The sequence below is a fragment of the Hydrogenophaga laconesensis genome, from assembly GCF_031457235.1.
GTDB classification, from domain to species: domain Bacteria; phylum Pseudomonadota; class Gammaproteobacteria; order Burkholderiales; family Burkholderiaceae_C; genus Hydrogenophaga; species Hydrogenophaga laconesensis.
The window spans coordinates 22,942-43,954 of the sequence record NZ_JAVDWE010000019.1 but is presented as its reverse complement, the minus strand read 5'-3'; the positions used below and the strand labels follow the sequence as shown (position 1 = coordinate 43,954).

Annotated in this window: 18 protein-coding genes; 14 read left to right on the top strand and 4 right to left on the bottom strand. The window is 67.0% G+C overall.

What is annotated here, in order from left to right:
* Positions 1 to 3 precede the first annotated feature (3 nt).
* From nirB to J2X09_RS24305, 10 genes are all read left to right on the top strand, one after another.
* The gene (gene nirB, locus J2X09_RS24350) at positions 4 to 2,493 is read left to right on the top strand and encodes a nitrite reductase large subunit NirB (protein ID WP_204735496.1); all 2,490 of its coding nucleotides are present in this window, start codon (positions 4 to 6) and stop codon (positions 2,491 to 2,493) included.
* Positions 2,490 to 2,873, top strand: a complete 384-nt coding sequence (gene nirD, locus J2X09_RS24345) for a nitrite reductase small subunit NirD (RefSeq protein WP_204735497.1) — start codon at positions 2,490 to 2,492, stop codon at positions 2,871 to 2,873. The genes nirB and nirD overlap by 4 nt, the downstream gene beginning before the upstream one ends.
* Entirely contained in the window at positions 2,870 to 5,650 is a 2,781-nt protein-coding gene (locus J2X09_RS24340; RefSeq protein ID WP_204735498.1) for a nitrate reductase, read from the top strand. Before nirD ends, J2X09_RS24340 begins: the two co-directional genes overlap by 4 nt.
* Positions 5,651 to 5,706: 56 nt before the next feature.
* On the top strand, positions 5,707 to 6,636 hold the full coding sequence (ybiB, locus tag J2X09_RS24335) for a DNA-binding protein YbiB (protein WP_204735499.1): 930 nt from the start codon (positions 5,707 to 5,709) through the stop codon (positions 6,634 to 6,636).
* Entirely contained in the window at positions 6,620 to 7,408 is a 789-nt protein-coding gene (gene cobA / locus J2X09_RS24330; RefSeq protein ID WP_204735500.1) for a uroporphyrinogen-III C-methyltransferase, read from the top strand. The genes ybiB and cobA overlap by 17 nt, the downstream gene beginning before the upstream one ends.
* 55 nt (positions 7,409 to 7,463) lie before the next feature.
* Positions 7,464 to 8,591 carry a sterol desaturase family protein gene (locus J2X09_RS24325; RefSeq protein ID WP_204735501.1) on the top strand — a complete coding sequence of 376 codons (1,128 nt, stop codon included), beginning with the start codon at positions 7,464 to 7,466 and terminating at the stop codon, positions 8,589 to 8,591.
* Positions 8,592 to 8,699: 108 nt separating this feature from the next.
* A complete protein-coding gene (locus J2X09_RS24320) occupies positions 8,700 to 9,383 on the top strand; it encodes a methyl-accepting chemotaxis protein (RefSeq protein WP_204735502.1) in 684 nt (227 codons plus the stop codon).
* 19 nt (positions 9,384 to 9,402) lie between these two features.
* Complete coding sequence (locus tag J2X09_RS24315) at positions 9,403 to 10,623, top strand: BaiN/RdsA family NAD(P)/FAD-dependent oxidoreductase (RefSeq protein WP_310309612.1); 1,221 nt, start codon at positions 9,403 to 9,405, stop codon at positions 10,621 to 10,623.
* Positions 10,624 to 10,774: 151 nt separating this feature from the next.
* Positions 10,775 to 10,987, top strand: coding sequence for a 30S ribosomal protein S21 (rpsU, locus tag J2X09_RS24310; protein ID WP_056273869.1), 213 nt, complete (start codon positions 10,775 to 10,777; stop codon positions 10,985 to 10,987).
* A gap of 107 nt (positions 10,988 to 11,094) precedes the next feature.
* On the top strand, positions 11,095 to 11,544 hold the full coding sequence (locus tag J2X09_RS24305) for a GatB/YqeY domain-containing protein (RefSeq protein ID WP_204735503.1): 450 nt from the start codon (positions 11,095 to 11,097) through the stop codon (positions 11,542 to 11,544).
* Positions 11,545 to 11,639: 95 nt separating this feature from the next.
* Here J2X09_RS24305 and pmbA read toward each other — a convergent pair whose 3' ends face one another.
* The gene (gene pmbA, locus J2X09_RS24300; protein ID WP_204735504.1) at positions 11,640 to 13,055 is read right to left on the bottom strand and encodes a metalloprotease PmbA; all 1,416 of its coding nucleotides are present in this window, start codon (positions 13,053 to 13,055) and stop codon (positions 11,640 to 11,642) included.
* A gap of 71 nt (positions 13,056 to 13,126) precedes the next feature.
* Between pmbA and yjgA the strand changes: the two genes are divergently transcribed.
* Genes yjgA through J2X09_RS24285 form a run of 3 tightly spaced genes read left to right on the top strand, consistent with a single transcriptional unit; the run spans position 13,127 to position 14,869 of the window.
* A complete protein-coding gene (gene yjgA, locus J2X09_RS24295; protein ID WP_204735505.1) occupies positions 13,127 to 13,780 on the top strand; it encodes a ribosome biogenesis factor YjgA in 654 nt (217 codons plus the stop codon).
* On the top strand, positions 13,777 to 14,373 hold the full coding sequence (gene mog / locus J2X09_RS24290; RefSeq protein ID WP_204735506.1) for a molybdopterin adenylyltransferase: 597 nt from the start codon (positions 13,777 to 13,779) through the stop codon (positions 14,371 to 14,373). Before yjgA ends, mog begins: the two co-directional genes overlap by 4 nt.
* Positions 14,374 to 14,392: 19 nt before the next feature.
* The gene (locus J2X09_RS24285) at positions 14,393 to 14,869 is read left to right on the top strand and encodes an FKBP-type peptidyl-prolyl cis-trans isomerase (RefSeq protein ID WP_204735507.1); all 477 of its coding nucleotides are present in this window, start codon (positions 14,393 to 14,395) and stop codon (positions 14,867 to 14,869) included.
* Positions 14,870 to 14,892: 23 nt separating this feature from the next.
* On the opposite strand, the gene cysE is transcribed toward J2X09_RS24285, so the two are convergent.
* Positions 14,893 to 15,663, bottom strand: coding sequence for a serine O-acetyltransferase (cysE, locus tag J2X09_RS24280; protein ID WP_204735508.1), 771 nt, complete (start codon positions 15,661 to 15,663; stop codon positions 14,893 to 14,895).
* Positions 15,664 to 15,674: 11 nt separating this feature from the next.
* Positions 15,675 to 16,409, bottom strand: a complete 735-nt coding sequence (locus tag J2X09_RS24275; protein WP_204735509.1) for an RNA methyltransferase — start codon at positions 16,407 to 16,409, stop codon at positions 15,675 to 15,677.
* A gap of 122 nt (positions 16,410 to 16,531) precedes the next feature.
* Here J2X09_RS24275 and J2X09_RS24270 point away from each other — a divergent pair, with 122 nt between their 5' ends.
* Positions 16,532 to 17,458: an inositol monophosphatase family protein gene (locus J2X09_RS24270; RefSeq protein WP_204735510.1), complete on the top strand. Its 927-nt coding sequence runs from the start codon at positions 16,532 to 16,534 to the stop codon at positions 17,456 to 17,458.
* Between the two features lie 150 nt (positions 17,459 to 17,608).
* On the opposite strand, the gene J2X09_RS24265 is transcribed toward J2X09_RS24270, so the two are convergent.
* Positions 17,609 to 20,920 (bottom strand): PAS domain-containing protein, encoded by a 3,312-nt coding sequence (locus J2X09_RS24265; RefSeq protein WP_204735511.1) that lies wholly within the window; start codon positions 20,918 to 20,920, stop codon positions 17,609 to 17,611.
* Positions 20,921 to 21,013 lie beyond the last annotated feature (93 nt).

Genomic DNA, 21,013 nt, shown 5'->3' with positions numbered 1-21,013 from the left:
GCCATGGACATGCGCGTCAAACCCACACAGAAGATGAAACTGGTCATGGTCGGCAACGGCATGGCCGGCGTGCGCACGCTCGAGGAGCTGCTCAAGATCGCGCCCGGCCTGTACGACATCACCGTCTTCGGTGCCGAGCCTCACCCGAACTACAACCGCATCCTGCTCTCGCCCGTGCTCGCCGGGGAACAGACGCTGGACGAGATCGTGCTCAACGACTGGTCCTGGTACACCAACAACGGCATCACCCTGCACGCGGGCAAGACCGTGACCGAGGTCGACCGCGTCAAGCGCGTCGTGCGTGCCGGCGATGGCCAAGGTGGCGTGATCGAAGCGCCCTACGACCGCCTCATCCTCGCGACCGGCTCCAACCCGTTCATGCTGCCCATTCCGGGCAGGGAACTGCAAGGTGTTCTGGCCTACCGCGACATTGCCGACACACAGGCCATGATCGACGCGGCCACGCGGTACCAACATGCGGTCGTCATCGGTGGTGGCCTGCTGGGCCTGGAAGCGGCCAACGGCCTGATGAAGCGCGGCATGACGGTGAGCGTGGTGCATGTGGCGCCCTGGCTCATGGAGCGGCAGCTCGACGACGTGGCCGGCAGGCTGCTGCAGCAGTCGCTGGAGCAGCGTGGCATGCAATTCCTCATCGGTGCCCAGACGCAGGAACTGGTGGGCGGCGAAGACGGCCGGGTGAAAGCCATCCGCTTCAAGGATGGCAGCGAACAGCCGGCCGATCTGGTGGTGATGGCCGTGGGCATCCGGCCCAACACCGCGCTGGCCGAATCGATGAACCTGCATGTGAACCGCGGCATCGTCGTGAGCGACACGCTGCAGACCGTGACCGACCCACGCATCTACGCCGTGGGCGAGTGCGCGGCGCACCGCGGCATTGCCTACGGTCTGGTGGCCCCGCTGTTCGAGCAGGGCAAGGTGCTGGCCACGCACCTCGCGGAGTTCGGCATCGGCCGCTACATCGGCTCGCTCACGTCCACCAAACTCAAGGTCACCGGCATCGACCTGTTCTCGGCTGGCGACTTCATGGGCGGCGAAGGCACCGAAGAGATCGTGATGAGCGACCCGGCCGGCGGCGTCTACAAGAAGCTGGTGATCCAGGACGACAAGCTGGTCGGCGCCTGCCTGTATGGCGACACGGTCGACGGCAGCTGGTACTTCAAGCTGCTGCGCGAAGGACGCAGCGTGGCCGACATCCGCGATCGCCTGATGTTCGGCGAATCGAACATCGGCGACGTGGGCCATCAGGGCCACAGCAAGGCCGCCGCCATGGCCGACAGCGACGAGGTGTGCGGCTGTAACGGCGTCACCAAGGGCAGCATCTGCAAGGCCATCAAGGACAAGGGCCTGTTCACGCTCGAAGAAGTGCGCAAGCACACCAAGGCCAGCGCCTCGTGCGGTTCGTGCACGGGGCTGGTGGAACAGATCCTGATGTTCACCGCGGGCGGCGACTACTCCGCCACACCCAAACTCAAGGCCATGTGCGGATGCACCGACCACGGCCACCAGGCCGTGCGCGATGCGATCCATGAACGGAAATACCTGCGCATTGCCGACGTGTTCGCAGGCATGGGATGGCGCACCCCCAACGGCTGCGCAACTTGCCGCCCAGCCGTCAACTACTACCTCATCAGCACCTGGCCCAAGGAGGCGAAGGACGACCCGCAGAGCCGCTACATCAACGAGCGCGCGCACGCCAACATCCAGAAGGATGGCACCTACAGCGTGATCCCGCGCATGTGGGGCGGCGAGACCACCGCCGACGAACTGCGCCGCATCGCGGACGCGGTGGACAAGTACAAGATCCCCACGGTGAAGGTGACCGGTGGTCAGCGCATCGACCTGCTGGGCGTGAAGAAGGAAGACCTGGTCAACGTCTGGAAAGACATCGGCATGCCTAGCGGCCACGCCTACGCCAAAGCCCTGCGCACGGTGAAGACCTGCGTGGGCAGCGAGTGGTGCCGCATGGGCACGCAGGACAGCACCCAGATGGGCAAGGACCTGGAGCGTGCGATGTGGCGCATGTACGCGCCGCACAAGGTGAAGTTCGCCGTCAGCGGCTGCCCGCGCAACTGCGCAGAGGCCGGCATCAAGGACGTGGGCATCATCGGCGTGGACTCGGGCTGGGAGATGTACATCGCCGGCAACGGCGGCATCAAGACCGAGGTGGCCGAGTTCTTCACCAAACTCAAGACCGCCGAGGAAGTGCTGGAGTACACCGGCGCCTTCATGCAGCTCTACCGTCTGGAGGGCTGGTACCTGGAGCGCACGGTGCACTACGTGCACCGCGTCGGCATGGACCATGTGAAGAAGCGGATCCTGGAAGACGCCGAGGGCCGCAAGGCGCTGTGGGAACAACTGCAGTTCGCGCTCGACGGCGAACCGGATCCCTGGTTCGAGCACCAGAAGGCCGCAGTGGACACGCGGCAGTTCGTTCCCATCCAGCCGGTGGCCATGGAAGGGAGCGCCGCATGAAAGACTGGATTCCCGTTGCGCGGGTGAACGACATCCCCGTGCTCGGCGCGCGCTGCGTCCAGCGCGAACAGGGCCTGGACGTCGCCGTATTCCGCAACGACAAGGACGAGGTGTTCGCCCTGCTCGACCGCTGCCCGCACAAGGGTGGCCCCCTGAGCCAGGGCATCGTGTTCGGCACGAACGTGGCCTGCCCGCTGCACAACTGGACGATCGGCCTGGGCAACGGCTGTGCGAAGGAGCCCGACGAAGGCTGCACGCCACGTTTCGCGGTGAAGGTGGAAGAAGGCGTGGTCCACCTGGACGCGCACGAACTCGCCACGCAGGCGACGGACCTCACCCGACCCCTGGCGGGCCCCATCCGGCGCACTGCCCCGGCATGACGCCGATCACCACCCGCTCGACCTGCCCCTACTGCGGTGTGGGTTGCGGCGTGCTGATCGAGAGTGAGGGCAGCCAGATCACCGGCGTGCGCGGCGACCCGCAACACCCGGCCAACTTCGGCAAACTTTGCACCAAAGGCCAGACACTGCACCTCACCACGACCCCGGCGATCACGAGACAGGCCCGGTTGCTGCACCCCATGCAACGCGTGCAGCGGGGTGCACCCGCGCAGGCCATCGCCTGGGACGCCGCACTCGACCTCGCCGCCGACCGTTTCGCCAGCACCATCGAAGAGCACGGCCCCGACGCGGTCGGCTTCTACATCAGCGGCCAGTTGCTCACCGAGGACTACTACGCCTTCAACAAGCTGGCCAAGGGCCTGATCGGCACCAACAACATCGACACCAACTCGCGCCTGTGCATGAGCAGTGCGGTGGCCGGCTACAAGCTCACGCTCGGCGCCGACGCACCCCCCGCCTGCTACGACGATGTGAACCACGCGCAATGCCTGTTCATCGTCGGCAGCAACGCGGCCTTCGCGCACCCGGTGCTGTTCCGCCGCATCGAGGAAGCGAAGCGGAACAACCCCGACATGAAGGTGATCGTGGCCGACCCGCGCCGCACCGACACCGCCGGCCTCGCCGACCTGTACCTGCCGCTGCAACCCGGCAGCGACGTGATGCTGTTCCACGGGTTGCTGCACATCATGTTGTGGGAGGGTTGGACCGACAACGCGTACATCGCCGCGCACACCACCGGTTTCGAGGCGCTCAAGTCGCTGGTGCGCGAACACACGCCCGAGCGCGTGGCCCAGGTGTGCGGCCTGACGCGCGACGACCTGTTCACCGCCGCCCGCTGGTTCGCGCAATCGCCCGCCACCCTCAGCCTGTACTGCCAGGGCCTGAACCAGAGCAGCAGCGGCACCGCGAAGAACGCCACCCTGATCAACCTGCACCTGGCCACAGCCCAGATCGGCAAACCCGGCGCCGGCCCGTTCTCCCTCACGGGGCAGCCCAACGCCATGGGCGGGCGCGAGGTGGGCGGGCTGGCCAACCTGCTCAGCGCGCACCGGGACATGGCCAACCCCCAGCACCGCGCCGAAGTCGCCGCACTCTGGGGCGTGCCATCGGTGCCCGAGAAACCTGGGCTGAGCGCCGTGGAACTGTTCGAGGCCGCCGCCGACGGCCAGGTGAAAGTGCTCTGGATCGCCTGCACCAACCCGGCCCAGTCCATGCCCGACCAGGCCACCGTGCGCCGCGCACTGCAGCGCGCGGAGTTCGTGGTGGTACAGGAAGCATTCGCCACCGCCGCCACCTGCGACTTCGCCGACCTGCTCCTGCCCGCCACCAGCTGGGGCGAAAAGGACGGCACCGTCACCAACAGCGAACGCCGCATCAGCCGCGTGCGCCCGGCGGTACCCGCCCCGGGCCAGGCGCGGCACGACTGGCGCACCGCGGTCGACCTCGCACAACGGCTTGAGGTGCGCCTGCGCCCCGGACAGCCCACGCTGTTCCCCTATCCCGATGCCGAGAGCCTCTGGCTCGAGCACCGCGAGTCCACGCGTGGCCGCGACCTCGACATCACGGGCCTGTCCTACGCCATGCTGCAGCAGCAAGGGCCGCAGCAATGGCCGTTGCGGGCCGGTGACGCGCAAGGCAAGCCCCGGTTGTACGAGGACGGCGTGTTCCCCACACCGGACGGCAAGGCCCGGTTCGCTGCATTGCCCTTCGTCCCGCTGGCCGAGCCCCGCGAATCGCGCTACCCCTTCTCGCTCATCACGGGCCGCCTGCGCGACCAGTGGCATGGCATGACGCGCACCGGCTCCCTGGGGCGCCTGTTCGGCCACGTCGCCGAGCCCTGTGTTCAACTGCATCCGCAGGACATGGAGCGGCGCGGACTCCGGGAAGGCGATCTGGTGCAGGTGACCAGCAAACGCGGTTCCATCCTGTTGCCGGCACAGGCGTCCGATGAAGTCGGCCTGTCACAGGCCTTCATCGCCATGCACTGGGGCGCGGAATACCTCAGCGGCCAGAGCAACACCGGCGAGCCGCTCGCGGGCGTGAATGCGCTCACCACCTCGGCGTACTGCCCGGGCTCGAAACAGCCCGAGCTCAAGCACGCGGCGGTGAAGGTGCTCAAGGCCGAACTGCCGTGGACGCTGCTGGCTGTGGGGTGGCTGCCCGAAGCACAGGCGCTGGCCGCCCGCGAAGGCCTGCGTGCGCAGATGGCCCGGTTTCCCTTTGCCTCCTGCGTGCCGTTCGGCCACGAACGCACCGGTGTGCTGTTCCGCGCGGCGGCTCACGAAGCACCCGAGCCGGCGGTGATCGACCAGATCGAGGCCTTGCTCGGGCTCAACGCGTCCGACACGCTCCGCTATGCGGACCGGCGACTGGGCCAGCGCCGCACCGCACGCCTGCTGCGCGAAGGCGAATCCACCCGGCTCGCCGCCTTCGTGCTCGCGGGAGACACCCGGGCCGGGGCCTGGCTCAAGCCTCTGCTGCAGGACGAACTGCCCGCCGACGCCTATGGCCGCCTGCTGCTCATGCCGGGCGCCAGCCCCCCCGTGGCGGTTGTGGCCCGGGGGCGTCAGGTGTGCACCTGCTTCAACGTCACGGAAGACGCCATCCGTGTGCGACTGGAGGCCTGCGAGGGCACCGAGGATCAGCGACTGGCTTCACTGCAGGGTGATCTCCGCTGTGGCACCAACTGCGGCTCCTGCGTGCCCGAACTGCGGCGGATGGTGCGCTCCACCCTGCCCACCCTGCAGACCGCCTGACCGGCCCCATTTCCATATAACGCCAAGTCATCAAACTTGACTCACAATCGCGCGCAATGGGAATCAGCCACTACATCAAGGAAATCGGCCGCGGCAAGGACGGGGCCCGCGCCCTCACGCGCGACCAGGCGGCGGACCTGCTCGGCCAGGTGCTGGACGGGGCCGTGACCGACCTTGAAGTGGGCGGCTTCTGCCTGGCCATGCGCATCAAGGGCGAAACGCCGGAGGAGATGGCGGGCTTTCTCGATGCGGCACACGCGCGGCTGAAAAAGCTGCCCGACAACGGCATCACCACCGTGGTGCTGCCCAGCTACAACGGCGCACGCAAACTGCCGGTGCTGACGCCGCTGCTGGCATTGCTGCTGGCGCGCCGAGGTGTGGCGGTGCTGGTGCACGGCACGGCCACCGAAACGCAGCGTGTGTTCGCGTCCGAAGTCTTCGAGGCACTCGGTATGCCGGCCGCCGGGGAGGTGCCCACGCTGAGCGGGGGCGAGGCGACCTTCGTGCCCACCGAGGTGCTGTGCCCCAGCCTCAAGCGCCTGCTCGATGTGCGCCGCGTGGTTGGCCTGCGCAACCCCGCTCACAGCCTGGTGAAACTCATGAACCCGTGCGAGGGCCGCACCTTCCTCGTCGGGAGCTACACGCACCCCGAATACGCGACCTCCATGGCCGCCACCTGGGCGCTCACTGGTTCGCACGCCTTGCTGCTGCGCGGCACCGAAGGCGAGCCTGTGGCCGACGCGCGCCGCACCCCGCGCATGGACGTCTTTCGCGACGGCACCCGCACCGAGGTGCAGGCACAGCAGGAAGGCCCGCTCGCCAAGCTGCCATCGCTGCCCGCCGTCGACGCGCTGCAGACGGCCGCCTATATCCGCGCCGTGCTCGACGGCACGCAACCCATCCCCACACCGATCGCCTTGCAGGTGGAACACATCTTGCGAGAGACGGTGCAACATGAACCCGCAACCCATGCCCTCGCCATCTGAGTTCCTGCCCGGTACCGTGGCCCTGGTGGGCGCCGGCCCCGGCGACCCCGAACTGCTCACGCTCAAGGCGGTGAAAGCCATCAGCGCAGCCACGGTGCTGCTGGTCGACGATCTGGTGAGCGAGGGGGTGCTGGCCCACGCGTCGCCGCGCGCGCGCATCGTGCATGTCGGCAAGCGCGGTGGCTGCAAGAGCACGCCGCAAGCCTTCATTGAAAAGCTCATGGTGATGGCCGCGCGCGAGGGCGAGATGGTGGTGCGCCTCAAGGGTGGCGACCCGTTCATCTTCGGACGCGGTGGTGAAGAGGTTGAGCACCTGCGCGCGGCGGGCATCGAGGTGCAGGTCGTCAACGGCATCACCTCGGGCCTGGCGGGACTCACGTCGCTGGGCGTGCCGATGACGCACCGCGAGCATGCGCACGGCGTGGTGTTCGTCACCGGCCATGCGAAACCCGGCGACGCGGGCACCGACTGGCAGGCCCTGGCCGCCACGGCGCGCGACGCCAAGCTCACGCTCGTCATCTACATGGGCGTGTCCAGCGCCGCACAGATCGAGCAGGATCTGCTCACCGGCCTGCCTGCCGCCACACCACTGGCCATCATCCAGCACGCCACCCTGCCCCACCAGCGCCACGCCGTCACCACACTGGGGCAGTTGCGCGCCACCATCGAGCACGAAAGCCTGGGCAGCCCGGCTGTGATCGTGGTGGGCGATGTGGTCAGTGGCATCGCCGCCGTGCAGACGGCCCCCGAAGCCATCGTACGCAGCGCCTGAGCACGTCGCTACACTCCCGGCACGAGCGCCACCAGGCGCCGGGGAGGAAGTCGACATGCTCAAGAAACTCAACCAATTCACCGAAAGCCACGGCGCATTGCGCCCTGGACGCGGCCTGGTCACCGGGGTGATCGCGCTCACACTGGCCATCCTCTGCTTTCTCGGCGTGATGGCTTTCCACTTTCCGCAGTACCTCACCACGCCGGAGCTGCGCAAGCAATACGACATCGCCCTCATGCGCCAGTTGCTGTTCGGCGCCCTGGTGGTGGCGGGCGGGCTGAGCCTGGTGAACGTGCTGTTCAACCGGGCGCGCTGGCTTTCCGCCTTCGCCTTCGCGCTGGTCGCACTCAGCGCGCTGCTGGGAGGCCACAAGGTCGAGGTCGACCCCAACTTTCCCGACCACACGCCCTACATCGGCATGGACTGGTTCATCCTTGACCTGCTGGGCTCTGCGTTGATCTTCATCTTCATCGAAAAGCTGTTTGCCCTGCGCAAGGATCAGCCGGTCTTCCGGCCCGAATGGCAGACCGATTTCCATCACTTCATCGTCAACCACATGGTCATCGGCGTCATGCTGCTGGCCACCAACCTGCTGGTGCACAACCTGTTCGGCTGGGTGCCGGTGGACGGCGTGCGCGGCTGGATCGCGACACTGCCCTTCTGGGCCGCCCTGCCCCTCATCATTCTGGTGGCCGACCTCGCACAGTACTGGACACACCGCGCCTACCACGAAGTGCCCTTGCTGTGGCGCCTGCACGCGGTGCACCACAGCACCAAGCACATGGACTGGATGGCCGGCTCACGCCAGCACATCCTGGAAACCGTCATCACGCGCACCCTTGTGCTGGGGCCCATCTATCTGCTGGGCTTTTCCAAGGAAGTGATCGACGCCTACATCATCGTGGTGGGCTTCCAGGCTGTGTTCAACCACGCCAACGTCAGCGTGCGCCTGGGTCCGCTGCGCTACCTCATCGTCACGCCGAACTTCCACCACTGGCACCACAGTCAGGACCAGGAAGCGCTGGACAGGAACTACGCCGCTCACTATGCCTTCCTGGATCACCTGTTCGGCACCGCCGTCAACAGCCCCAGGACCTGGCCGGAACGCTATGGCGTGCTGGGCGACTACGTGCCCAAGGGTTTCCTGAAACAACTGGCGTTTCCGTTCACCTGGAAGGGCTGACGCGCGGGCGATCCGCTCCCCGGGCGCAGACCCGCCGCACGCCACCCTGGTGCACGGGTCACCGATCGGGTCCGGGATTCATGGCCCGGCGCTTGCTTGATGTGGGCCATGACCTCGCTTGCCACACCTCGTCCCGACACAGTCCGTCACGACACCCCGGCACACATCGCCGGCCTGTCGCTCGTCAATCTCGCCGCGCGCCAGCGCATGCTGTCGCAACGCATGATCCTGCAGACCGTGCTGGCCGCCGGTGGCGACACCGAGCGGTTGAAGGCCGCGCAGCGCAGCCTGCAGATGTTCACCGAAAGCCAGCAGCATCTGCTCGGCACGGTGAAGCAGATCGAACCGGCGGGTGCGCACCGGATCGAGGAAACCTACCACGGCCCGCGCGGTGTTGGCCCCGTCGTGCAGTCCTTCATGCAACTCATGCGCAACGCGCTCGAGCAGATCGAAACCGGCCACTCGCTGATGGCCCGCACGATCGACGAACTGGTCGGCCAGACCGACCGCATTCTCGAAGCCCTCAATACCGCCACCACCGCGTTCGACGATGTGGCAAAGGCCCGGTCCGACGCGATGATGAAGGAGCTCGCCGGCATCGTCGGTGATATCCAGAGCGTGGCAAAGGAGGCCAAGGTCGTGAGCTTCAACGCGCAGGTGATGGCCGCACGCGCCGGGCAGCATGGTCGTGAGTTCGCAGTTGTCGCCAACGTGCTGTCGGATATCACGAACGAGATCGACCTGCTCACGCGAAAGGCCGCGGTGCTGGCGGAGCGCAGCCGCTTCCAGTAAAGCCCCCACTGCCTCGCGCATGGCTACACTGCGCGCCATGCAGGAATTCGATGCCATCGTCGTCGGCGCAGGTGCCGCCGGTCTCTTCTGTGCGGGTATTGCGGGCCAGCGCGGCCGGCGTGTGCTCGTGCTGGACCACAGCGAGAAGGTGGCGGAGAAAGTGCGCATCTCCGGAGGCGGCCGCGCCAATTTCACCAACCGGGAGCTCGACCCCCAGGCACCGCACAAGCACTTCCTGAGCGCCAACCCGCACTTCTGCCGTTCGGCGCTCTCGCGCTACACGCCAGCCGATTTCATCGACCTCGTGCAGCGGCACGGCATCGCATTCCACGAAAAGCACAAAGGCCAGCTGTTCTGCGACCGCTCCGCCGAAGACCTGATCCAGATGCTGCTGCGCGAATGCGACGCGGGTGGCGTGCAGCGCTGGCAACCTTGCAGCGTGAAGGCCTTGCGCCAGGGTGGCGATGGCGCCTACGAACTCGACACCGACCGGGGGCCCGTGCGCGGCCGCTCGGTGGTGGTGGCCACTGGCGGCCTGTCCATCCCCAAGATCGGCGCCAGCGATTTCGGCTACCGCATCGCCACACAGTTCGGGCTTCGCCTGGTCGAACAGCGCCCAGGCCTGGTGCCACTCACGTTCGACGGCGACGCCTGGAAGCCCTACGCCGGCCTCGCCGGTCTGGCGCTGCCCGTGCACATCGAAACGGGGGAGAAAAAGGGCCGCATGGCCTTCCTGGAAGACCTGCTGTTCACCCATCGCGGGCTTTCTGGCCCCGCGGTGCTGCAGATTTCCAGCTACTGGCGGGAAGGCACACCGATCCGCCTGAACCTCGCGCCTGAAACCGGACTGCCCGCCGCGCTGGCGCATGCCAAGGCCACGTCGCGCAAACTGCTCGTCAACGAACTGGCCGGCCTGGTGCCCAGCCGCCTCGCGGAGGCCTGGGTCCAGCAGGACGCCGACTGGCAACGCCCTGTGGCCGACACCTCCGACAAGGCCCTGGCGCGCCTGGCCGAGCGGCTGTCGCGCTGGGACATCGTCCCGACCGGCACCGAGGGCTACCGCAAGGCCGAGGTCACGCTCGGCGGCGTGGACACGCGCGATCTGTCGTCCCAGACCCTGGAATCGAAGCAGCCCGGGCTGTATTTCATCGGCGAGGTGGTCGACGTGACCGGCTGGCTGGGCGGTTACAACTTCCAGTGGGCCTGGGCCAGCGGTCACGCCTGCGCCCAGGCCCTGTAGCCAATCCGGTGGAAATGGCTATAATCCAAGGCTTTGCTGGCAAATCCCCGTCGGCCAATACTAGTTAATGACGGGACATTTTGCGGAAACGACGCCCGGGCCCGATCTTCCCGGTCATCCTCTTTCCGCGCATTCTGGATATCTTTCGCCAATGACGACCATCCGTGTAAAAGACAACGAGCCCTTTGACGTCGCCCTGCGCCGTTTCAAGCGCACCATCGAAAAGCTCGGCCTGCTGACCGATCTGCGCGCCCGCGAGTTCTACGAAAAGCCGACCGCCGAGCGCAAGCGCAAGAAGGCCGCCGCCGTGAAGCGCCACTACAAGCGTGTGCGCTCCATGCAGCTGCCCAAGAAGCTGTACTGAGCCCCGCCACCGGGTCACGCCCGGTCGCCCGAAAGCCCGCTGGAGGACGCTCACGCGGGCTTTTTTGTTTCCGACCACCCCGACATCCCCTTCTCCCTGGAGCCGCCATGAGCCTCAAAGACCAGATCACCGAAGACATGAAGAACGCCATGCGTGCCAAGGACACCGAGCGCCTGGGCACCATCCGCCTGCTCACCGCTGCGATGAAGCAGAAGGAAGTGGATGAGCGTGTGGAGCTGGACGACGCCATGGTCATCGCCATCGTCGACAAGCTCGTCAAGCAGCGCAAGGACAGCATTGAAGCCTTCACCAAGGCACAGCGCCAGGACCTCGTGGACAAGGAAGCCGCCGAAATGGCGGTCCTGCAGACCTACCTGCCCCAACGCCTGTCGGCGGACGAAGTCGCTGCCGAGGTGAAAGCCATCGTCACCGAACTCGGCGCCAAAGGCCCCGGTGACATGGGCAAGGTCATGGGTGCGGTGAAAGCCCGCCTGGCCGGTAAGGCCGACATGGGCCAGGTGTCTGCAGCGGTAAAAGCCGCCCTCTCCGGCGCGTAAGACACCATCCAGAATGCCGTGGGTCCGGCTCCGCCGGCCCACAGGCATTGCCCCCTTGAGAGGGTGACGCGCTGAAAGCGCGGCGCGGGGGCGGGTCAGCTCCCCGCGATCTTCATCCGGTTGACCAGGATGGAGCCGGTGGTCTTGGCGCCATAATTGTAGGCGTCCGCACCCACGGCCTCGATGCCCAGCAGCATGTCCTTGAGGTTGCCGGCGATGGTGATCTCGTGAACCGGGTGGGCAATCTCACCGTTCTCCACCCAGTAGCCCGACGCACCGCGCGAATAGTCGCCGGTCACGTAGTTCACGCCCTGGCCCATGAGCTCTGTGACGAACAGGCCGCGCCCCAGCTTCTTCAACATGGCGCGCAGATCGTCGTCCGGCTGGGTGAGCCGGCTGGTGAGCGTGAGGTTGTGCGAGCCACCCGCGTTGCCGGTGGTGCGCATGCCGAGCTTGCGCGCCGAATAGGTGGAAAGAAAGTAGCCCTGCACCCGGCCGGCCGACAGCACCTGGCGTTTCGTGGTGCGCACGCCTTCGTCATCGAACGGGGCGCTTCCCTTGCCGTTGCGCACATGCGGGTCTTCCAGGATGTCCAGGTGTTTCGCCATCACCCGCTTGCCCAGGCTGTCGTGCAGGAAAGTGGTGTTGCGGTAGAGCGCGCCGCCGCTGGTGGCCTGAACGTAGCTGCCCAGCAGGCCGGCAGCCAGGGGCGACTCGAACAGCACCGGACACTCGGTGGTCGCGATCTTGCGGCCGTTCAGCCGGGCCAGCGTGCGCTCGGCGGCGTATCGCCCCACGGCTTCAGGCGTGGCCAGTTCATCGGGCGCGCGCATGGAGCTGTACCAGTAGTCGCGCTGCATGTTCGCCCCCCTGCCGGCAATGGGCGCCACCGACAGGCTGTGGCGCGAGCTCGCATAGCCGCCACTGAAAATGCCTGGCCTGCCACGCTCGCCACCACGCAGATGTGCGGTGAAAAAGTGCGATTGCTGGGCCGACACACCGGCACCTTCGCTGTTGCTGATCTTCCGGCTGGTGGCGAAGGCGGCCGCCTCGCAGGCCAGGGCGATGCGCGCCGCCTCTTCCGAATCCAGCGACCAGGGGTGGAACAGGTCCAGGTCGGGGTAGCTGTCGGCCACATCCTGGGCGTCAGGCAGGCCGGCCACGGGGTCTTCCGCGGTGAAACGCGCGATGTCGTACGCGGCCTGCACGGTCTGGCGCACGGCCGCAGCAGAAAAATCGGAGGTGGACGCGTTGCCGCGCCGCTGGCCGAGGTAGACCGTGACGCCAAGGGACTTGTCGCGGTTGCGTTCGACGTTTTCCAGCTCGCCCTTGCGCACCGAGACACTCAGGCCCGCGCCTTCAGACACCTCGGCGGCGGCATCGACTGCGCCAAGCTGTTTCGCATGGCCCAGCGCGAGGTCGACCAGTTCCTCGAACTGGGCGCGCGCGTACTGGAAACCGGAGAGGGGGAGGCGGGGGTCTGCCGCAGGGGCTTGAGAGGGGTTTTTCATGTCGACGGCTATGATACTTGCCGCCCCTTCCGGCCGCTGCCGTCCGCGCAGAAGCCCATTCATCGATCCACATGTCCCGCAAACCCACCAAAGGCTATTTCGTCCGTGGCCAGTTCGTCGCCCTGGGCAGCGAACTCGACCAGGAGCTCAAGCGCGAGCTCAAGGGCGACGTCGAGCTGAGCAAAACCGACCTGAAGAAAGAGAGCGCGCGCCTGCAAGCCCTGGGGGAAAACCTGCTGACACTGCGCGCGGAGCTGATGCAGCGCCTGGACCTGCCGGAGAAACTGCAGGACGCGCTGGCCGAGGCGCGGCGCATCACCAATTTCGAAGGCCGTCGGCGCCAGATGCAGTACATCGGCAAGCTGATGCGGTCGCTCGACGAAGAGCAGCTCTCCGCCGCCCAGGCCGCGCTCGATGAACAGAACCTCGGCTCGGCCCAGGCCACGCTTTCGCTGCACCAGGCCGAGCAATGGCGTGACCGCCTGATTTCGGAGGACGACGCGCTCACCCGGTGGCTGCAGCTTGACGCCAGCGCCGACGTGCAACACCTGCGCGCGCTCATTCGCCAGGCGCGCAAGGACGCGCAGGCCACCCAGACGCAGGAGCGGCCTGGTGAGGCCGTGCGCCACGGCAAGGCCTACCGAGAGATTTTCCAGATCGTCAAGGCCACCCTGAACCGGGAAGACGGTGACGACACACCCGCCACGAATGAAGGCCCGCCATGAGCAACACCACCACCGACCCGGTGCGCATCGGCATCGTGTCCATCAGCGACCGCGCCAGCACCGGCGTGTACGAAGACAAGGGCCTGCCTGCGCTGCAGGAATGGCTCGCGCGCGCGCTGAAGAATCCGGTCACGTTCGAGCCGCGCCTGATTCCCGACGAACAGGCGCGCATCAGCGCCACACTGATCGAACTGGTCGACGCGGGTTGCTCGCTGGTGCTCACCACGGGCGGCACGGGTCCGGCGCTGCGCGACGTGACACCCGAGGCCACGCTGGCCGTGGCGCACAAGGAGATGCCTGGGTTCGGCGAACAGATGCGCCAGATCAGCCTGGCCTTCGTGCCCACGGCCATCCTCTCCCGCCAGGTGGCCGTGGTGCGTGGGCAGAGTCTCATCATCAACCTGCCTGGCCAACCCAAGGCCATTGCCGAAACCCTCGAAGGCCTGAAGAACGCCGATGGCACGCAGCGCGTCAATGGCATCTTCGCCGCGGTGCCGTACTGCATCGACCTGATCGGTGGCCCGTACCTCGAAACGCACGACGACGTCTGCAAGGCCTTCCGGCCCAAGTCGGCTGTGCGACCTGCCCGTTAACCTTTTCAAGCGACCCGCCATGAAGATCACCAAAGACACCATCGTCACCCTCACCTTCCGTGCCGTCGATGCCAAGGGCAAAGTGCTGGAAGACGGCAAGGAACCCCGTGCCTACCTGCACGGCGGCTATGGCAATACCCTGCCCGGCGTCGAGATGGCGCTGGAAGGCCAGGAAAAGGGCTTCAGCACCACCGTGAAACTGCTGCCTTCGCTGGCCTTCGGCGAACGCGACGAAAGTCTGGTCACGACCATCTCGAAGAAGGACTTTCCTCCGGGCGTGAAGGTGGGCGGCCAACTCGAAGGCAGCGATGCCGAGGGCAACCGCCAGATCTTCACCGTCACCAAGATCAAGGGCGACACCGTCATGCTCGACGGCAACCACCCCCTGGCGGGTCAGGACCTGACCTTCACCCTGAACGTGATCGATGTGAAGGCGGCTTCCGCCGAAGAGATCGCCCACGGCCACGCCCACGGCGCGCACGGGCATCATCATTGAACGGGCCGCGCGTGCGGCGCGGCTTACTTCCCGACCAGCTGGTTGAGCTTGTCGGCCTCGAAGCTCTCCTGGCGCGCCGCGTCCTGCGGCACACAATCGCGCTTCCTCGTTTCGGCCAGCGTCTCGATCGCCTGCCACAGCAGCGCGATCTGGTGCTCCTGGCCCGCGGCGTTGTCGATCAGGCCGCGCATGGCCTGTGACAGAGGGTCGTCTTCCTGCGTGATGCCGTAGGCGCTGAATTTCTGGCCCTGCTCGGTCACATCGGCACTCTCGCCCGTCTTGCTCGGAATGATGCGGGCAGGAATGCCCACCGCCGTTGCGCCGGCGGGCACGGGCTTGATGACCACCGCGTTGCTGCCGATCTTGGCGCCGTCTCCGACCACAAAGCCACCGAGCACCTTGGCACCGGCACTCACCACCACGTCCCTGCCCAGTGTGGGATGGCGCTTGGTGCCTTTGTAGAGCGAGGTGCCCCCCAGCGTGACGCCCTGGTAGATGGTGCAGCCGTCACCGATCTCGGCCGTCTCGCCGACCACCACGCCCATGGCGTGGTCGAAGAACACACGTTCGCCCAGCCTGGCGCCCGGATGGATCTCGATGCCGGTGAACCAGCGCGAGACGTGGGAGATGAAGCGGCCCAGCCACTTGAAGCCGTGATTCCAGCACCAGTGGGCCGGGCGATGCAGCCACACCGCATGCAGACCCGGGTAGCAGGTGACCACCTCCCAGGTGCTGCGCGCGGCCGGATCGCGGTCCAGGATGCACTGGATGTCGGAGCGGATGCGGTCGAACATAAGGCGGCAGTCTATCGCTTCGCCCTGTCGGCGGTCTGCAGCATGGCCTTGGCGACACCTCGAAGAATGTGGATTTCCTCGTCGCTGGGCGCCGCCCGGTTGAAAAGCTGGTTGAGCCGGGGCATGAGCTTCTTCGGTGCCTCGGGGTCGAGAAAATCCACCGCCACCAGCGCCTGCTCCAGATGTTCGAGCATGCCAGAGAGAGCTTTCGCATCGGCCTGGGGGCGCTCGGCCTGCGGGGCAGGCGCACCGAAACCACCCAGCGCCTGGCGCCAGTCGTAGGCGATCAGTTGCACGGCGGCGGCCAGGTTGAGCGAGCCGAAGCCGGGTGCGGTGGGTATGCTGAGCGCCACGTGGCAGCGGTAGACGTCCTCGTTGCGCATGCCGAAGCGTTCGGAGCCAAACAGGAAAGCGACGCCGCCCGGCGGGTTGCCGGCACCCAGCACCTCGCTGAAATGCTCACGCGGCGAGCGCGTGGGCGGACCGAAGTCGCGTGGGGTCATGGCGGTGGCACAGAGATGGCTCATGCCCTCCAGCGCCTCGTCCAGGGTGTCGACGATGCGCGCCCTGGCCAGCACATCGTTGGCGCCACTGGCGCGCTGGATGGTCTCCTCGCGCCGCAGCACGTTGGCCCAGCGGGGCTGCACCAGCACGAGGTCGTCGAAGCCCATGACTTTCATGGCGCGGGCCACCCCGCCGACATTGCCGGCGTGGCTGGTCTGGATCAGGACAAAACGGGTGCGCATGCGGAAAAAGGCGGGGACGGTAAAATCCCGGGTATTGTCACCGCCCGCATCGCCGGGGCCCCGCATTCCGCTCATCCACTGTCGCACCCTGCTTTTGCGAAGCGTGCCGAGGTTCACAATTCATGTCGTCCACACTCCATCCCATGCTCAACGTGGCCATCAAGGCCGCACGCACCGCTGGTACCCTCATCAACCGCGCCGCGCTGGACGTGGAGTCGGTCCGGGTCTCTGTCAAGCAGACCAACGATTTCGTGACCGAGGTCGACCAGGCCGCCGAGGCAGCCATCATCGACACCCTGCTCACGGCCTACCCCGACCACGCGATCTGGGCCGAGGAATCGGGCAGGCGGGCAGGCCGGCATGGCGGCGCAGACCATGTCTGGATCATCGACCCGCTGGACGGCACCACCAACTTCATCCACGGCTTCCCGGTCTACTGCGTGAGCATTGCACTCATGGTCGGCAACCGGATCGAGCAGGCCGTGGTCTACGACCCCTCCCGCAACGACCTCTTCTGCGCCACGCGCGGACGCGGCGCCTACCTGAACGACCGCCGCATCCGCGTGGCCAAGCGCACGACGCTGCGCGAATGCCTGGTGTCCACCGGCTTTCCGTTCCGTCCCGGTGATGCCTTCCAGACCTACATGCAGATGCTGGGCGACGTGATGCCCCGGGTGGCCGGCGTGCGTCGCCCCGGCTCCGCCGCGCTCGACCTCGCCTATGTGGCCGCCGGCTTCACCGACGGTTTCTTCGAGATGGGCCTGTCGCCCTGGGACGTGGCCGCCGGCGCGTTGCTGGTGACCGAGGCCGGCGGGCTGATCGGCAACTTCACCGGCGAATCGGACTTCCTCGAACAGAAGGAATGCCTCGCAGCCAACCCGAAGATCTACGGCCAGTTGGTCGGGCTCACCGGCAAATACAGCAAGTTCGCCAGCGCGGGCGACAAGGCTGCGGTGCGCCAGGCGCGGGCCCGCAACAATGCCCCCTCCGACGCAGCGCCGGATGCAACCGCCTCGGACGAGGCCGCATCCGACAGCACGGGCAACTGACCCGGCGCGCGATCCGCAACGCACGAAGTAGCGTCCACCAGAGGCACCGAGGGTCCGGCTCCGCCGGCCCGAGACGCCGCCCCCCTCGAAGCGCTGAAGGCGCGCCACGGAGGGGGGGGGGAAGCCGCGCAGCGGCGCAGGGGAGTGTCCCTATCGACCCTGAGGCAGGCGCAACCAGAACGTGGCCCCCTGACCGGGCGCCGATTCCGCCCAGACGCGCCCGCTGTGGCGTTCCACGATGCGCGACACGATGGCCAGTCCCACACCCATGCCGGGCACGCTGCTGCCAGTGTGCAGACGCTGGAACAGGCCGAAGAGTTTGTCGGCATGCGCCATGTCGAAACCCATGCCGTTGTCGCGCACAAAGTACGCGCGCTGGCGCGAGTCGTAGCCCACCGCCAGCTCGGGCTGTGCGAGATGGCGCGAGTACTTGAGGCCGTTGTCGATCAGGTTGGAGAGCACCTGTCGCAGAAGCGTCGCGTCGCCCATGGCTGCCGGCATGGCCTGGATCTCGATACGGGCGTGGCTGGCCTGCGGCGACAGCGACTCCACGACCGATTGGGCCAGCGCGCGCATGTCCACCGGCACGGGTTCGAGATCCACCCGGACCACACGCAGCAGCTCCAGCATGTCGGTGATCATCTGCCCCATGTTGCGCGATGAGCGCGCGATGCGTTCGAACATGTCGCGACCGCTCGCACTCAACCGATCGATCTCTTCTTCCAGCACGACGGCGGCAAAGCCATTGACCGAGCGCAATGGTGCCCGCAGGTCGTGCGCGATGGAGTACGAGATGGCTTCCATGTCCCGCATGGAGCGTTCCAGCTCAGCGGTGCGTTCGCCCACCCGGTGCTCCAGGCTCGCGTTGAGCGCGCGGACCTGCTCCTGCGCCGCGACGCGCTCGGTGATGTCCAGGTGTGTACCCGACATGAACATGGGCCGGTCCTGCGCATCGCGTTTGTGCACGCGACCGCGCGTGTTCACCCAGATCCAGTGGCCGGCCTTGTGCCGCATGCGGATGTCACACTCGTAATAAGGCAGCGTGCCGGCGATGTGCTGGTCCCGGATCTCGTTGGCCAGCCGAAGGTCGTCGGGATGCACCAGTGCCTCCCAGGTCTCGGCCCGCATCGGCTGCAGCTCGCGAAGCGTGTAGCCCAGCATGCCGGCCCAGCGTTCGTTGACGGTGAGCACGTTCTCGACCATGTTGTTTTCCCAGATGCCCGGCCGTGTGGCCTCCAGCACCCACGCCAGGCGCTGGCGTTGTTCGCGCAAGGCTTCCTGGGCCTGCATGTACGAGCTCACATCGGTGAAGGTCCGCACCATGCCGCCATCGGCCAGCGAGCGCGAGCGCATCTCCAGCGTGCGACCGTCGCGTGTCTTGCGCCAGTATTTTTCGGGCGGAGGCACCTGCGTGCCATGCACGATGTGGCTGTGCGCGATCGGGTCCACCCACGCCAGGCCGGGGCCGAAATCGCCACGCTCGGTCTGGAAGCGCAGCACCTGGTCCAGCGTGGGCTGGCCCTGCAAGAGCGCCTCGGGCAAGTCCAGCAATTCAAGCAGGCGCTGGTTGTAAGCCGTCACGCGGTTCTCCGCGTCCACACGGCACAGCCCCTGCTCAATGGTCTCCAGGGTGGCCTGCAGGTCCAGGCTTTTCTCTGTCAACAAGGCGCTGGTGACTTCCAGCTGCTCGCGGGTGCGCCGACGCTCCATATGCCCCCGCCAGGCCATCACCAGCTGACGCACCGCACCCAGCAGGGGCTGGAGAAACTCGATGTCCTCTTCGCTGTAGCCGCCTGGCTGGTTGGCCAGGCCGACCATCGCGACCAGCCGGTCCCCCACCGCCAGGGGAACGCCCATGAAAGCCTCCAGCAGGGGATGGCCGCCCGGCAGACCGCCAGCGCGGGGATCGGTCGCGGGCTCGTTGGCGATCACGGGCTGGCCCGTGACCATCGCATGCCCGAACAGCGTGTGCAGGTTTCGGAACGCCATGCCGGCCTGGGCCTGGCTGGCGTACATGAGCCGCGATGCCTCGTCCCATGCGATGTTCGTGACGGCGCTGGTGCGCAGGTAGGGCACGCCGTCGTCGTTGTAGAGCACTTCACCCACGAAGCCGAAGGCGCTGCCGGTGACCGAAAGGAACGCCTGCAGCAGGCCCTCGAACGCATCGCGCTTGTCGTCGGCCTCGATGTAGACGGACTGCGCCAGACGCACCGCCTCGATCATGCGGTGCTGCCGCTCCAGCCGCTGCGTGGCCAGGCGCGCCTCGGTCACGTCGGTGGAAAAGCCATGCCAGACCACGGTGCCATCCGGCTCCCGGCGTGCCACGGCTTCCACATGGTGCCAGCGGGTGCCGCCCCGGGGCAGGCACACACGGTACGTCTGCCGCCACGGGTTCAGATGTCGGGCAGACGCGGCGAGGTTGGCCACGACCTCGCCACGGTCCTCGGGGTGAACGCGCTGGAACAGGATGCGCGCGTCCCTCTCGAGTTCAGCGGGCTCGAGTTCGAGCATGGTGCGGACCCTGTCGTTGACGTACGAGATGACGCTCGTGCCATCGGGGCGCAATCGCGCCTGGTACATCATGCCGGGCACCTGGGCCGCGATGTTCTGCAGCAGCTTGAGCTGCTCACCCAGACGAAGGATGGCTTCGCGTTCGGCGGTGATGTCCTGCACCACACCGAAATCGGTCTGCGGATGGCCGGCCAGGCTGGTCTGGCCGATGCGTGTGCGGAACCACCGCTGCAGCCCATCGGGCCGCTGCCAGCGAAACTCGACCTGGCGCCCATCCATCGCATCCCGCGCGGCCTGCCAGGCCGGCATGTCGTCGGGGTGGATGCCGGCGCGGCCATCGGCTGGCGGCACTTGCACCCTCGCGTCCAGACCGGTGATCTCGAACAGGCCGAGCGACCAGGCCACGCTGTCGGTGCCATGGGGGTTGGTCCAGTGGCCCACACGGGCCAGCTTCTCGATGGCGGCATGCAACTCGACCCGCTGGTGCAGTTCCCGGTTGGCCTCGCGCAGCGCCTGCTCCGAAAGTTCGCGGGCCTCGACCGCCTCGTGCTCGCGGGTGGCCTCGGTGAGGTACACCAGCGCCAGCGCCTCGGGCTGCACCTCCAGCACCGTGGTGTGCAGGCGCACGCGGTGGGGCAGACCATCGCGAAGACAGAGCACCTGCACGGTGTCGGCCGTGGGCAGCTGTTCAATGTAGCTGGCGCGGTCACTCGCGCTGGGCCAGTGGCCAATCTCGACGGTCGTGCGCCCGATCACATCCTCACGGCGCAGGCCGGTGAGCCTGATCCAGGCCTCGTTGACGGCCAGCAGCCGGCCATCGCTCAGGCGCGAGACGGAGGCCGCCACCGGCGACGCCATGAAGATCGCCTCGAACGGCAGACCCGCGCCCGGCTGTGGAACATGCGCTTCGTGTGCGACAGTGGGCAGGGTTCCGGGAACAGCTTCGGCCATGCGCGCTCGTGTGATTGGAAAAAAGAGATCAAATTGTGCCGGACAGCGCGGGTCGCGGTGCGTGGAAATGGCCTGCTAAAGTCGCTACCAGGT

What these genes read in the sequence shown, in the direction of transcription:
- nirB (WP_204735496.1), top strand. Translation starts at nt 4, where the DNA reads ATGGACATGCGCGTCAAACCCACACAGAAGATGAAACTGGTCATGGTC.
- nirD (WP_204735497.1), top strand. Translation starts at nt 2,490, where the DNA reads ATGAAAGACTGGATTCCCGTTGCGCGGGTGAACGACATCCCCGTGCTC.
- J2X09_RS24340 (WP_204735498.1), top strand. Translation starts at nt 2,870, where the DNA reads ATGACGCCGATCACCACCCGCTCGACCTGCCCCTACTGCGGTGTGGGT.
- ybiB (WP_204735499.1), top strand. Translation starts at nt 5,707, where the DNA reads ATGGGAATCAGCCACTACATCAAGGAAATCGGCCGCGGCAAGGACGGG.
- cobA (WP_204735500.1), top strand. Translation starts at nt 6,620, where the DNA reads ATGCCCTCGCCATCTGAGTTCCTGCCCGGTACCGTGGCCCTGGTGGGC.
- J2X09_RS24325 (WP_204735501.1), top strand. Translation starts at nt 7,464, where the DNA reads ATGCTCAAGAAACTCAACCAATTCACCGAAAGCCACGGCGCATTGCGC.
- J2X09_RS24320 (WP_204735502.1), top strand. Translation starts at nt 8,700, where the DNA reads ATGACCTCGCTTGCCACACCTCGTCCCGACACAGTCCGTCACGACACC.
- J2X09_RS24315 (WP_310309612.1), top strand. Translation starts at nt 9,403, where the DNA reads ATGGCTACACTGCGCGCCATGCAGGAATTCGATGCCATCGTCGTCGGC.
- rpsU (WP_056273869.1), top strand. Translation starts at nt 10,775, where the DNA reads ATGACGACCATCCGTGTAAAAGACAACGAGCCCTTTGACGTCGCCCTG.
- J2X09_RS24305 (WP_204735503.1), top strand. Translation starts at nt 11,095, where the DNA reads ATGAGCCTCAAAGACCAGATCACCGAAGACATGAAGAACGCCATGCGT.
- pmbA (WP_204735504.1), bottom strand. Translation starts at nt 13,055, where the DNA reads ATGAAAAACCCCTCTCAAGCCCCTGCGGCAGACCCCCGCCTCCCCCTC.
- yjgA (WP_204735505.1), top strand. Translation starts at nt 13,127, where the DNA reads ATGTCCCGCAAACCCACCAAAGGCTATTTCGTCCGTGGCCAGTTCGTC.
- mog (WP_204735506.1), top strand. Translation starts at nt 13,777, where the DNA reads ATGAGCAACACCACCACCGACCCGGTGCGCATCGGCATCGTGTCCATC.
- J2X09_RS24285 (WP_204735507.1), top strand. Translation starts at nt 14,393, where the DNA reads ATGAAGATCACCAAAGACACCATCGTCACCCTCACCTTCCGTGCCGTC.
- cysE (WP_204735508.1), bottom strand. Translation starts at nt 15,663, where the DNA reads ATGTTCGACCGCATCCGCTCCGACATCCAGTGCATCCTGGACCGCGAT.
- J2X09_RS24275 (WP_204735509.1), bottom strand. Translation starts at nt 16,409, where the DNA reads ATGCGCACCCGTTTTGTCCTGATCCAGACCAGCCACGCCGGCAATGTC.
- J2X09_RS24270 (WP_204735510.1), top strand. Translation starts at nt 16,532, where the DNA reads ATGTCGTCCACACTCCATCCCATGCTCAACGTGGCCATCAAGGCCGCA.
- J2X09_RS24265 (WP_204735511.1), bottom strand. Translation starts at nt 20,920, where the DNA reads ATGGCCGAAGCTGTTCCCGGAACCCTGCCCACTGTCGCACACGAAGCG.